At 70.9% G+C, this 11,986-nt stretch carries 13 protein-coding genes; 5 read left to right on the forward strand and 8 right to left on the reverse strand.

Features of this window, described 5'->3' with window-relative positions:
- Positions 1-27: 27 nt before the first annotated feature.
- On the forward strand, positions 28-468 hold the full coding sequence (locus tag BM342_RS19220) for a hypothetical protein (protein WP_255368972.1): 441 nt from the start codon (positions 28-30) through the stop codon (positions 466-468).
- 113 nt (positions 469-581) lie between these two features.
- On the opposite strand, the gene purF is transcribed toward BM342_RS19220, so the two are convergent.
- Both purF and BM342_RS19230 read right to left on the reverse strand, forming a co-directional pair.
- On the reverse strand, positions 582-2,039 hold the full coding sequence (purF, locus tag BM342_RS19225; RefSeq protein ID WP_092969381.1) for an amidophosphoribosyltransferase: 1,458 nt from the start codon (positions 2,037-2,039) through the stop codon (positions 582-584).
- 130 nt (positions 2,040-2,169) lie between these two features.
- Positions 2,170-2,691 (reverse strand): carboxymuconolactone decarboxylase family protein, encoded by a 522-nt coding sequence (locus BM342_RS19230; RefSeq protein ID WP_092969384.1) that lies wholly within the window; start codon positions 2,689-2,691, stop codon positions 2,170-2,172.
- 73 nt (positions 2,692-2,764) lie between these two features.
- On the opposite strand from BM342_RS19230, the gene BM342_RS19235 reads away from it, so the two are divergent.
- Positions 2,765-4,150: a MocR-like pyridoxine biosynthesis transcription factor PdxR gene (locus BM342_RS19235; protein ID WP_255368973.1), complete on the forward strand. Its 1,386-nt coding sequence runs from the start codon at positions 2,765-2,767 to the stop codon at positions 4,148-4,150.
- A gap of 33 nt (positions 4,151-4,183) precedes the next feature.
- Here the strand turns inward: BM342_RS19235 and BM342_RS19240 are convergent, their stop codons facing one another.
- Complete coding sequence (locus tag BM342_RS19240) at positions 4,184-4,618, reverse strand: PaaI family thioesterase (RefSeq protein ID WP_092969389.1); 435 nt, start codon at positions 4,616-4,618, stop codon at positions 4,184-4,186.
- Between the two features lie 67 nt (positions 4,619-4,685).
- Complete coding sequence (locus tag BM342_RS19245; RefSeq protein ID WP_092969392.1) at positions 4,686-5,297, reverse strand: zinc-binding alcohol dehydrogenase; 612 nt, start codon at positions 5,295-5,297, stop codon at positions 4,686-4,688.
- 159 nt (positions 5,298-5,456) lie between these two features.
- On the opposite strand from BM342_RS19245, the gene purM reads away from it, so the two are divergent.
- Both purM and BM342_RS19255 read left to right on the forward strand, forming a co-directional pair.
- Positions 5,457-6,491, forward strand: coding sequence for a phosphoribosylformylglycinamidine cyclo-ligase (purM, locus tag BM342_RS19250; RefSeq protein ID WP_369823207.1), 1,035 nt, complete (start codon positions 5,457-5,459; stop codon positions 6,489-6,491).
- Between the two features lie 13 nt (positions 6,492-6,504).
- Positions 6,505-7,299, forward strand: a complete 795-nt coding sequence (locus BM342_RS19255) for an LLM class flavin-dependent oxidoreductase (protein WP_092969398.1) — start codon at positions 6,505-6,507, stop codon at positions 7,297-7,299.
- Between the two features lie 33 nt (positions 7,300-7,332).
- On the opposite strand, the gene BM342_RS19260 is transcribed toward BM342_RS19255, so the two are convergent.
- Positions 7,333-7,542, reverse strand: coding sequence for a DUF3073 domain-containing protein (locus BM342_RS19260; protein ID WP_092969401.1), 210 nt, complete (start codon positions 7,540-7,542; stop codon positions 7,333-7,335).
- 180 nt (positions 7,543-7,722) lie between these two features.
- Here BM342_RS19260 and BM342_RS19265 point away from each other — a divergent pair, with 180 nt between their 5' ends.
- Entirely contained in the window at positions 7,723-8,907 is a 1,185-nt protein-coding gene (locus tag BM342_RS19265; protein ID WP_092969404.1) for an NAD(P)-binding domain-containing protein, read from the forward strand.
- 51 nt (positions 8,908-8,958) lie between these two features.
- Here BM342_RS19265 and BM342_RS19270 read toward each other — a convergent pair whose 3' ends face one another.
- The 3 genes from BM342_RS19270 to BM342_RS19280 form a co-directional block, all read right to left on the reverse strand.
- Positions 8,959-11,061, reverse strand: a complete 2,103-nt coding sequence (locus BM342_RS19270; RefSeq protein WP_255368976.1) for an APC family permease — start codon at positions 11,059-11,061, stop codon at positions 8,959-8,961.
- 123 nt (positions 11,062-11,184) lie between these two features.
- The gene (crcB, locus tag BM342_RS19275; RefSeq protein ID WP_092969407.1) at positions 11,185-11,565 is read right to left on the reverse strand and encodes a fluoride efflux transporter CrcB; all 381 of its coding nucleotides are present in this window, start codon (positions 11,563-11,565) and stop codon (positions 11,185-11,187) included.
- Positions 11,562-11,981: a fluoride efflux transporter FluC gene (locus BM342_RS19280; RefSeq protein WP_092969410.1), complete on the reverse strand. Its 420-nt coding sequence runs from the start codon at positions 11,979-11,981 to the stop codon at positions 11,562-11,564. Before BM342_RS19280 ends, crcB begins: the two co-directional genes overlap by 4 nt.
- Positions 11,982-11,986: the final 5 nt, after the last annotated feature.

The raw sequence follows: 11,986 nt of genomic DNA on the forward strand, positions 1-11,986 counted from the left end.
CCCAGCTGCGTGCGCGACAATGGAGGGGTGAGCAACGCCCCCACCCCCGCCGACTCGTCCGAGGCCGCCGAGCCGAACACGGCCGCCGCCCTCGAGCCGACGCCGGCCCAGCCGCCCGCAGACGTCGCGCCCGCGGCATCCGAGATCCTCATCGAGACGGATGTCACGAGCGACACCGTGCGCGTGCGCCGGGCGCCGAAGTACGGCCGGTTCATGACCCTCGGGGCGGGCCTCGGCGCGGTCGTCGCACTCGTGCTCACGCTCGCCTTCACGCCGGAGCAGAGCGAGTTCGTGCCCGTCGGGTTCGACGGCGGCCAGGTGTTCGGCTTCCTGCTGCTGATCTGCGCCTCGATCGGCGTCGCCCTCGGCGCGCTGGTCGCACTGGCCTTCGATCGTGCCCTCGCGCGGCGCACCGCCTCGGTGGGCGTCGAGCACGAGGTCGCGCACCGGGTCGACGAGGCGCCGTAGCGTCCGCAGGCATCCGCTCGCCCACGACATGACGAAGGGCCGCCCCGATCGAACGGGGCGGCCCTTCGTGCGTGGCCCGCACGCGACATCCGGATGCCGCGAGCAGGCGGAGCTCAGCTGAGCTGCGTCTGCTCGACCCAGCCGAGGTACTCCTCGGTGACCGTGCCGGTGACGTAGTCGCCCGTGAAGCACGACAGGTCGAGCGCCTCGATCGACGTGCCCTCGGTGATCGCGGCCTGCAGGTCGGCGACCTCCTGGTAGATCATGTGGTCGGCGCCGAGCTCGGCCGCGATCTCGGGGATCTTGCGTCCGTGCGCGATGAGCTCCTGGCGGCTCGGCATGTTGATGCCGTACACGTGCGGGAAGCGCACGGGCGGCGCCGCCGAGGCGAAGGTCACCTTGTTCGCGCCGGCGTCGCGGGCCATCTGCACGATCTGCTGCGACGTGGTGCCGCGCACGATCGAGTCGTCGACGATGAGGATGTTCTTGCCGCGGAACTCGGTGCCCATGGCGTTCAGCTTCTGGCGCACCGAGCGCTTGCGCTCCGACTGGCCGGGCATGATGAACGTGCGACCCACGTAGCGGTTCTTGTAGAAGCCCTCGCGGTACTCGATGCCGAGCTTCTGCGCGACCTGCATGGCCGACGGGCGCGACGAGTCGGGAATGGGCATGACCACGTCGGCGTCGCCGAGCGGCATGTGCTTCGCGATCGTGTCGGCGAGGCGGTCGCCCATGCGCAGGCGCGACTCGTAGACCGAGATGCCGTTCATGACGGAGTCGGGGCGGGCGAGGTAGACGTACTCGAACGAGCACGGCACGAGGCGCGGGTTCTTGGCGCACTGGCGCGAGATCATCTGGCCGTCGAGCGTGATGAAGATCGCCTCGCCGGGCTCGACGTCGCGCACGATCTCGTAGTCGCCGTTCTCGAGCACGAGGGATTCGGATGCGACGATCCACTCCTCCTTGCCCCGCTCGGTGACGCGGCGGCCGAGGATCAGCGGGCGGATGCCGAACGGGTCGCGGAACGCGAGCAGGCCGTGGCCGGCGATCATGGAGATGACGGCGTACGAACCCTCGACGCGCTCGTGCACCTGCTCGACGGCCGCGAACACCTGGTCGGGGTCGAGGTCGAGGCCCGTGATCTGCCCGGTGAGCTCGGTCGCGAGCACGTTCAGCAGCATCTCGGTGTCGCTCGTGGAGTTCACGTGGCGACGGTCGATGTTGAAGAGGTCCTGCGAGAGCTCGCGCGTGTTCGTGAGGTTGCCGTTGTGCACGAGGATGATGCCGTAGGGCGCGTTCACGTAGAACGGCTGGGCCTCCTCTTCGCGCTCGGCCGCACCCTTCGTGGTGTAGCGCACGTGGCCGAGGCCCATGTTGCCGATGAGCGAGCGCATGTCGCGCGTGCGGAACGCCTCGCGCACCTGACCGCGTGCCTTCGCCATGTGGAAGGCCGATCCGTCGGCGGTCGCGATGCCGGTCGAATCCTGGCCTCGGTGTTGCAGGAGGAGCAGGCTGTCGTACACCTGCTGGTTGACGGGTTCGGTCGAGACGATTCCGACGATGCCGCACATGCGAGCAATGGCTCCTCGAAGGTGGGGGAAGGTGTCCGATCGGACTGCATCATCCTCCCACACGCGCGCATGTGCGCCGGCTGGATGCGGGCCGCTGCTCAGGTGAGCATCGGCCCGCACGCGCGAGCGCTCAGGCCTGCAGTCGCGGGCGCCATCCGCGGGTCGCGACGGCGAGTTCGTTCCAGGCGTTGATCGCGACGATGACGGCGAGCAGGGCCGCGGTCTCGTCGTCGGTGAAGTGTGCGGATGCCTCGTTCCAGACGGCCTCGGGCACATGCGTCTCCGACAGGCGCGTGACCGACTCGGTGAGGGCGAAGGCGGCCCGCTCGCGCGCCGTGAAGAAGTTCGACTCGGGCCAGACGGCGACGGCGAACACCCGCTGGGCGTGCTCGCCGCCCGCGATCGCGTCGCGCGAGTGCAGGTCGACGCAGTACGAGCAGCCGTTCAGCTGCGAGGCGCGCAGCTTCAGCAGGTCGCGGAGGCCGCGGTCGATGCCGGCGCGGTCCGCCTCGGCGTCGGCGACCTCGTCGAGCGCGGTGACCGCGCGGATGAAGGCGGGGGCGACGCCGTCGAGGTCGAGGCGGCGGTTCGGCGTGACGGTCGCGGCGGAGGTGCCGGTCGTGACGGTCTCGGAGGTGGTCGAAGTGGTCATGACTCCACGCTACGGAGCACGGCTGGCGCTGGTAACGTCCATTTCCATGGCGGATGACTGGGCCAATTCAGGATTGGATCTCCACGTCCTGCTCGACGCAGGCCGCAAGCGCGGGTCGCTCGAGGACGCGCTGCGCGATGCGGTCCGTGACGGCGTGCTCGCTCCCGGGGTGCGGCTGCCGGCGACCCGATCGCTCGCCGTCGACCTCGGCATCTCGCGCAATGGCGTGGCCGAGGTCTACGCCCGGCTCGTCGGCGAGGGATGGCTCGATGCCAGGGTCGGCGCGGGCACCTGGGTGCGCGAGCGCCCCTCACCGACGCCGATGGCCCCCGCCGATCGCTCGACGCGGTTCGACCTCGACCTGCGCGGCGGCCTGCCCGACGGTTCGGCGTTCCCCCGCTCGGCCTGGCTCGACGCGATGAGGCGGGCGCTGGCGGATGCCCCGACCGAGGCCCTCGGCTACGGTGCGCCCGAGGGCGTGGCGGCGCTGCGCGAGCGCCTCGCCGAGTACCTCGCCAGGACCAGGGGAGTGCTCGCCACCCCGGACGACGTGATCGTCACGCACGGGTTCGGCGGACTGCTCGGGCTCGTGGCGCGGGCGCTCGTCGCCCGTGGCGGCACCCGGATCGCCCTCGAGAGCCACGGGCACGCTTCGCACCGCGCCGTGCTCGAGGCCGCGGGCCTCGAGCTCGTCGCGCTGCCCATCGACGACCACGGCGCTCGCGTCGATCTGCTCGACGCCGGGATGCCGCCCGTCGACGCGGTGCTGCTCACGCCCGCGCACCAGTTCCCGACCGGCGTGCCGTTGTCGCGCGAGCGCCGGGTCGGGCTCGCTGCCTGGGCGACGAGCACCGACGGCCTCGTCATCGAGGACGACTACGACGGCGAGTTCCGGTTCGACGGTCGCAGCATCGGCGCGTTCCAGCCGCTCGCGCCCGACCGAACCGTCTACGGCGGCACCACGAGCAAGGCGCTCTCGCCCGCGCTCGGCCTCGGCTGGGGTGTGGTGCCCCGCTGGCTCCGCGGCGACCTGCTCGCGGAGCGGGCCCGCACCGGATCCGCCACCGACGCCCTCTCGCAGCTGGCGCTCGCCGCGTTCCTCGGCTCCGGCGGCTACGACCGGAGCGTGCGCGCACTCCGCCTGCGCTACCGGGCGCGTCGGGAGCGGTTCGAGGCGTTCGTCGAGGCGAACCTGCCCGATGCGCGGGTCGTCGGACTCGCTGCGGGCATCCAATGCCTGCTCGAGCTGCCGCCGGGCATCGCCGAGGAGGCGGTCGTCGCCGAGGCGGCGGCGCTCGGGCTCCGCATCGGCGGCATCGCCGAATACGCCGTCGACCCGGCTGCGACGCCGCGCCCGCCCGCCCTCGTGGTCGGCATCGGCGCCCCGCCAGACCACCGGTTCGACCAGGCGATGGCCGTGGTGCTCGCCGCGGTCGAGGCCGCGCGCGTCTCGCGCTGAGCCTGCCCGGCGCTCACCCGTCTCGGTCGCCGGTCAGTACTCCGAGGGCTTCGCGAGCACGGCCATCGTGCAGCGGGACACGCACACGAGCTTGCCGTTCTCGTCGGTGATGCGGATGTCCCACACCTGCGTCGTGCGGCCGCGGGTGATCGGCCGTGCCTCTCCGGTCACCCAGCCGTCTGCGACCGGGCGCACGTGGTTCGCGTTGATCTCCATGCCGACGCAGTAGAACTGCTCGGGATCGACCGTGAAGGTCGCCCCCCAGCTCGCCAGCGTCTCGGCCAGGGCGACGGATGCCCCGCCGTGCAGCACTCCGCCCGGCTGACGGGTGCGGCCGTCCACCGGCATCCGTCCCTTCAGGGACTCGTCGGTGATCTCGGTCATCTCGATGCCGAGTGCTCGGATCGCGGTGCCCTCGCAACGTGCGTTCGCCCACTCGACCGAGGGCTCGCCGAACCAGATGCTCATGCGTCCGAGTCTGGCACGCCCGGTCGAGGAGCGAGGCGTCTCGAGACCGGCACCCCGCGCGGGGCGCTCAGGCCAGTTCGGCGATGATCGGATGGATCGCGTCGTCGAACGCGGCGGCGTCGGCCCGCAGCGAGTCGGTCACGGCGACGGTCTTCTCGCCGATCCACCAGACGCCGGATGTCGCGAGCGGCAGCACCTCGACGTTCAACTCGAACGAGTGGGCCCGCCGCCCGACCTCGCGCTCGTGCTCGGCGATGGTGCCGGCGTAGGCGCGGTAGGAGTCGCCCCGGCGAGCCGAGGACGCGGCCCGGTAGGCGTCCTGCGTCCATTCGGCCCATGCCCTGGCGGCCTCTGCGTGCGGGGGGATCGCGGCGAGCAGCACCTCGGCGCCCGAGACGGGCAGCGCGATCTCGGTCTCGTACTCGTCGACGAGCTGCAGCGGCACGGGCGACGGATGCGACTCGGGCTCGACCGTCATGGCCCACCAGTCGCGCCACTGACGCTCGAGCAGGTCGTGCTGGTCGATGACGAGCGTCGCGCCGACCTTGCCCACGTCGCGCACTCGCGGCAACTCGACGGGGGAGGCGACCCCGAGGGCCGCACGGAGGTACAGCGCGATCAGCACAGGCCGACTCGCGTTCTCCCGGATCACCCACGACGGGGTCCCATCCGCCTGCATGCGACGGATTCTACGCGCGCGTGCGGCCCGCGGCCGGGATGCCGGGACGAGCGGGCCTTCGGCGCGCCGCGAGGCGGGTACCCTTGTCGGGTGAGCGCGAACTCGTCCTACGCCGCTGCCGGAGTCGACACCGCAGCAGGCGACCTCGCCGTCGAACTCATGAAGGCCTCCGTGGCCGCGACGCACGGTCCGAACGTGCTCGGCGGCGTCGGCGGATTCGCGGGCCTCTTCGACCTGTCGTTCGCGAAGGCGTACGAGCGTCCGCTGCTCGCGACCTCGACCGACGGCGTCGGCACGAAGATCGCGATCGCGCAGGCGCTCGACAAGCACGACACCATCGGTCAAGACCTGGTGGGCATGGTCGTCGACGACATCGTCGTCGTGGGAGCGAAGCCGCTCTTCATGACCGACTACATCGCGTGCGGCAAGGTCGTGCCCGAGCGCATCGCGTCGATCGTCACGGGCATCGCGAAGGCGTGCGCCGAGACCGGCACCGCCCTCGTCGGCGGCGAGACCGCCGAGCACCCCGGGCTCATGGGCGTGAACGACTACGACGTGGCCGGTGCTGCCGTGGGCGTGGTCGAGGCCGACCGACTGCTCGGCGCCGACCGGGTGCGCGACGGCGACGCGGTCATCGCGATCTCGTCGAGCGGCCTGCACTCCAACGGCTTCTCGCTCGTGCGCCACATCCTCGCGAACGCCGGGCTGCACTACGGCGACGCCGCGCCCGACCTCGGCACGACCTGGGGCGAGGCGCTGCTCGAACCGACCCGGCTCTACAGCGGCCCGCTGGTCGAGCTCCTCGAGGGCCCGCACGGTTCGGCCGTGCACTCGCTCTCGCACGTCACGGGCGGCGGCATCGCCGCGAACCTCGCCCGCGTGCTGCCCGTCGGCTCGTGGGTCGAGGTCGATCGCTCCACGTGGTCGCCGGCCGCGGTGTTCCGCTCGCTGAGCGCGCTCGCCGGGTCGACCCTCGAGAGCTCCGAGGGCACGTGGAACCTCGGCGTCGGCTTCTTCGCGGTCGTCGATGCCGATTCCGCGACCGACGTGATCGGCGCGCTCGAACGGCTCGGGCTGCCGTCCTGGCAGGCGGGAACGGTCACGATCGGCGCGCGTGACCTCGACGGCTTCGAGCAGGGAGCCAAGGGCGTCGACGGCGGAGCGGTCCGCCTCGTCGGCGGCTACGCGAGCTGATCCGGGCCTTCGCGTGACGCAGCAGTCGCAGGGCGCCGGCACCGCCATGGCGGTCTCGATCGGCCTCATGGGCACGACCTCGTCCGAGACGCTGTCGGCGCTCGCGCCGCGCATCGAACGCCTCGGGTTCGCTGGGCTCTGGCTGAACGACGTCCCCGGCGGGGACTCGCTCGACGGCCTCCGCATCGCGGCATCCGTGACCTCGACGCTGCGCCTGGCGACCGGCGTGATCCCGATCGACCGGCGGCCGGCGAGTTCACTCGACCTCGACGGGCTTCCGTCCGACCGCACGGCGATCGGCATCGGGTCGGGTCGCACCGACCGGCCGATCGCCTCGGTACGCGAGGCGATCGTCGGCCTTCGCGAGCGCACCGATGCCGCGATCGTCGTGGGCGCGCTCGGTCCGCGCATGCGCCGGCTCGCGGCCGAGGAGGCCGACGGCGTGCTGCTGAACTGGCTGACTCCCGATGCCGGGGCCGCCGCGATGCGCGAGCTCAGAGCCGATGCAGGCGGGCGCCCCGTGCGCGGCGTGCTCTACGCGCGCACGATCGTCGACGAAGCGGCCAGGCCCGTGCTCTCGGCCGAGGCGTCCGCATACGACGCCTACCCGGCCTACGCGGCGAACTTCGACCGACTCGGGTTCCGTGCGATCGACTCGACGATCGACCATGCCGACCGGCTCGCGGACTACGCGTCGGTCTCGGATCCCGTCGACGAACTCGTGCTGCGCGCGATCACCGCGGGCTCGACGTTGCGCGAGCTCGAGGCGTTCGTCGAGCACGCTGCCGCTTGGGCCGGATCGAACTGAAGGCCGTGAACCGGTCAGCAGTGATCGGGCAGGCTACGCGCGTTGCTCGTGCTGTTCGTCGTCGGTGACGTAGCTGTCGTCTTCGTCGTCGGCATACTCTGCCCACTTCGCAGCTTCTTCGGAATAATCGTCATGCGAACTCGTGAGTTCGCGCTCAAGCGCCGAGTAGTCGGTGTTCGGGCTGAAGTACTTCAGCTCCCGAGCGACCTTGGTGTGCTTGGCTTTCTGACGGCCGCGCCCCATGCGTGACCCCCTTACGACGTCTGGCCGGGTGGCATTGTCTTCACCCGGCGCTTCTGGTTTATATGAATTCGTCCGACCGCCAGTTTAGCACCGCCGTGGGCATGCCGATCTCGCCCTGCACAGGTGCGTCTCGACCGCGTAATTGGGCGGGCGCACAGCTGGACGTGGTTCGATGGAACCGTGACGTCGAGCCCTGAACGCGTGAAGATCGCGGTGATCGGCGCAGGGCAGGCTGGACTCTCGGTCGCGTACTACCTGCGCCGCTTCGAGCTGGTCGCAGGCGAGGACTTCGTGATGCTCGACCGGGCCCCCGGCCCGGGCGGCGCGTGGCAGCATCGGTGGTCCTCGTTGCGCCTCGGCACGGCCCATCGCGTCAACGACCTGCCCGGCATGGCCGACCTCGGCCTCAGCTTCGACACCGCCGATCGCACGCTTCCGGCGCGCGAGGTGGTCGCCGAGTACTACGGCCGGTTCGAGGAGCACTTCGACCTGAAGGTGCGTCGCCCGATGGACGTGCGCTCGGTCACGAACGAAGGCGTCGACCTCGTCGTGCGCTACGACGACCTGAGCCCCCAGCCGCTCGATGAGCAGCGCGCGCGGGGCTTCTTCGGGCGCATGCGCAAGTCGTTCCAGGAGCCGCCCGAGCAGGCGCCGCCCCGGCACGAGCTCGCCGTGCAGTTCCTGGTCAACGCCACCGGCACCTGGGGCTCGCCGTTCGTGCCCTATTACCCGGGCATGACCGCCTTCCAGGGGCGCCACCTGCACACCTCCGACTTCGCCGACGCCGAGGACTTCCGCGACAAGCACGTGGTCGTGGTGGGCGGCGGCACCTCGGCGATCGGGTTCATGCTCGAACTCGAGGGCATCGCCGCCGAGCTCACCTGGGTCTCCCGACGCCCGATCGACTGGCTCGACCGGCAGGAGCTCGATCTCGAGGGCGCGTCAACGGCCGTCGCCAAGCAGGACGAGGCGGCGCGATCCGGGCGTGCCCTGCCTTCGATCGTGAGCGGCACGGGCGTTCCCAAGAACCGCCGCATCGCCGCGGGCATCGAGCGCGGCCTGCTCGTCGCCCGGCCCATGTTCGACCGCATCGACGCCGACCGCGTGGTCTGGGAGGGCGATGCAGACCACCCGGCGAGCGAAGTGCGTGCCGACGCGATCATCTGGGCCACCGGGTTCCGCCCCGAGCTCCGGCACCTCGCACCGTTGAAGCTCCGCGAGAAGGCGGGCGGCATCAGCGTCGGCCAGGGTGCGTCGTGGAACGACCCCCGCATCTTCCTCGCGGGCTACGGTCCCCAGGCCTCGACGGTCGGGGCGAGCCGCGCCGGCCGCATGATCGCGCGCCAGATCATGGCGATGCTCTGACGGCAGTCCATCGAGAGACGCGTCGTCCGCGGCATCCGTCGCCCGTGACGACTACGGCTTGCGCTGCTTGGACGCCGTCGTGGCCTCGACCGATCGGCGGGGCGGACGCACCGGCTCGCCGCGGCGGTCCTGGCCGGGCAGCGGGCGCGACCGTCGGCCGTAGATGAGGTCGGACGAGTCGAGCAGCCACGGCACGAGCGCCACCGTGACGCCGTGCACGAGCAGCAGCTTCTGGCTGATGCGGCGGGCCTTGTGGTTGTGCAGGATGCCCTCCCACCAGTGGCCGACGATGTACTGCGGCAGGTAGACCGTGATCACCTCGGAGCCGTGCTCCTCGCGGCGCTGCTTGATGTACTGGATGAGGGGGTGGCTGAGGTCGCGGTAGGGCGACGACAGGATGCGCAGCTTCACGTGCACGTTCTGCTTGACCCAGTCCTTCTTGAGCTGCTTCGTCGCATCTTCGTCGAGCGAGACGTGCACGGCCTCGAGCGAGTCGTGGCGGGCGGCGATCGCGTAGTCGAGCGCCTTCAGCACGGGCTTCTGCATGCGGCCGACGAGCACGATCGCGTGGTCGCCGCTCGACCCGAACGTGGTCGTGGGGTCGGGCTCGATCTCGCGCTCGACGTCGCGGTAGTAGCGGTTCACGCCCACCATGAGCGTGAAGAGGATCGGCATCATGACGAACACGATCCAGGCGCCGTGGGTGAACTTCGTCACGGTCACGACGATGAGCACGATCGCGGTCATGCCCGCGCCGATCGAGTTGATCACGAGCGCGCGCAGCATCGCCCCGCGGGAGAGGGCGCGGTCGTCTTCGGGGGCCCTGCGCGGCGCGGAGGACTTGCCGGCGGGATGGCGTCCCTTCGACAGCTCGCGCAGCCAGTGCCGCACCATGCCGGTCTGCCCGAGCGTGAACGACACGAAGACGCCGATGATGTAGAGCTGGATGAGCACGGTCAGGTTCGCCTGGAACACCACCAGGATCACGGATGCCGCGAGCGCGAGGATCAGCACGCCGTTCGAGTAGATGAGCCGGTCGCCGCGGGTCGAGAGCGACTTGGGCGCGTACCCGTCGCGGGCGAGCACCGAACCGAGCAGCGGGAACCCGTTGAACGCCGTATTGGCCGCGAGCAGCAGCACGAGCGCCGTGGCCGCCTGGATCAGGTAGAAGAACGCGCTCGAATCGCCGAACGTCGCCCCCGCGACCTGGGCCATGAGGCTGAGCTGCGGCTCGGTGGCGCACTCGGTCCAGCCGATGAGGTTGCACGGGTCTTCGGCGTAATGGACCTGGGAGATGAGCGCGAGCGCCGTGAGGCCGGCGAACAGGATGATCGCGATGCCGCCCATGAGCACGAGGGTCCGCTGCGCGTTGCGCACCTTGGGGCGCCGGAACGCGGGAACGCCGTTCGCGATGGCCTCGACGCCCGTGAGGGCGGAGCATCCGCTCGCGAACGATCGGAGCAGCAGGAGGATCACGCCCGCCTGCGTCATGGACTCGGCATCGACCTCGAAGTGGGCCGAAGATGCGACCGGTGCGTCGCCCAGCACCGTGCGGGTGAGGCCGACCACGATCATCACGAAGACGCTGCCGATGAAGAGGTACGTCGGGATCGCGAAGGCCTTCGACGACTCGCTCACGCCTCGGAGGTTCACCGCCGCGAGGATGATCACGAAGATCACGGCGAGCTCGACGCGGAACGGGTCGAGCTCGGGGATCGCCGAGATGATGTTGTCGACGCCCGAGGCGACCGACACCACGACCGTCATGACGTAGTCGACGAGCAGGGCCGAGGCCACGACCAGGCCGGCCTTCTCTCCGAGGTTGCGGTGCGCGACCTCGTAGTCGCCGCCGCCCGACGGGTAGGCGCGGATCAGCTGCCGGTACGACGCGACGACCGTCACGAGCAGCACGACGACCGCGAAGGCCACCCACGGCGCGAAGCTCAGGAAGGCGAGGCCGCCGACCGTGAGGATCATGAGCAGTTCCTGCGGCGCGTACGCCACGGAGCTCAACGGGTCGCTCGCGAAGATCGGGAGTGCGAGATGCTTCGGTAGGAGCTGCCCCTCGAGCTTCTCGGTCGGCAGCGGGTCGCCGATGATCCAGTGCTTCGGCGATTTCAGTTCGGGGGGCGGTGAATCCGCCTCATTTGTCACGGCGGATGACACTACACCCGCCACGGGCCATGTCAAGTCGACGGATGCCGCGTGGCTCGAGATCCGCGGAAACTCGCCGTTCACCGGGGAATCCCCGGCGCGCTCGCGCGAGTCGGACGGCGTTCAGCGCAGCAGCAGGTACCCCCCGGCGGCGACCGCGATGCCGAGTGCGAGCGTGAGCAGCACGTTGAGGATCGCGGCCCGCCATCGTCCGCCGTCGAGCAGTTCGATCGTCTCGACGCTCCACGTGCTGAACGTCGTGAGGCCGCCGCAGAACCCGGTCACGAGCACGAGCCGGAGGTCGCCGTCGATCGCGGCGCGCTCGGCGAGGCCGAGCACGGCACCGGCGATGCCCGACCCGACCACGTTCACGATCAGGATGCCGCCCGGCAGGTGCCCGGGTCGTACGGGCAGGGCCCTCGAGAGCGCGAAGCGGATCACGGCACCGAACGCTCCGGCGACGAGCACGGCGGTGAGCACGAGGGGCGTGAGCTGGGCGGTCACAGGGTCTGCCCGGCATCCGTGACCGTGGTGGGCATCGGACGATGCGCGATGAGGGAGCCCACCTTGAGGCCGGCGGCGGCCAGCAGCAGGCCGCCGGCGGCCGAGACGGCGAGGTAGATCGCCGCGAGCCAGGCCTCGCCCGCGCCCGAGAGCAGCACCACGGCGGCCAGCACGGCCGACATCGTCGTGAAGGAGCCGAGCACGCCAGAGCCGATGCCGGCCTTCAGCCAGTTCGGCGTCGCGGGCCGCTTCCAGAGCCCGCCGACGAGCCAGCCCAGCACGAACGCGCCCACGAGGTTCACGGCGAGCGTGCTGAACGGGAACTCGTCGTCGGCGTGGGGCAGCGCGAGATCGCACGCGAGCCGCAGCCCGGTGCCGAGGAGGCCGCCGACGATCACGGCGAGGTAGGAGCGCACGCGAC

Origin of the sequence: Agromyces sp. CF514 (assembly GCF_900113185.1) — a bacterium.
In the GTDB taxonomy this organism is placed as follows: Bacteria; Actinomycetota; Actinomycetes; order Actinomycetales; family Microbacteriaceae; genus Agromyces.

What these genes read in the sequence shown, in the direction of transcription:
- BM342_RS19260 (WP_092969401.1), bottom strand. Translation starts at nt 7,542, where the DNA reads ATGGGGCGCGGCCGTCAGAAAGCCAAGCACACCAAGGTCGCTCGGGAG.
- BM342_RS19240 (WP_092969389.1), bottom strand. Translation starts at nt 4,618, where the DNA reads ATGAGCATCTGGTTCGGCGAGCCCTCGGTCGAGTGGGCGAACGCACGT.
- BM342_RS19245 (WP_092969392.1), bottom strand. Translation starts at nt 5,297, where the DNA reads ATGCAGGCGGATGGGACCCCGTCGTGGGTGATCCGGGAGAACGCGAGT.
- purM (WP_369823207.1), top strand. Translation starts at nt 5,457, where the DNA reads ATGAAGGCCTCCGTGGCCGCGACGCACGGTCCGAACGTGCTCGGCGGC.
- purF (WP_092969381.1), bottom strand. Translation starts at nt 2,039, where the DNA reads ATGTGCGGCATCGTCGGAATCGTCTCGACCGAACCCGTCAACCAGCAG.
- BM342_RS19230 (WP_092969384.1), bottom strand. Translation starts at nt 2,691, where the DNA reads ATGACCACTTCGACCACCTCCGAGACCGTCACGACCGGCACCTCCGCC.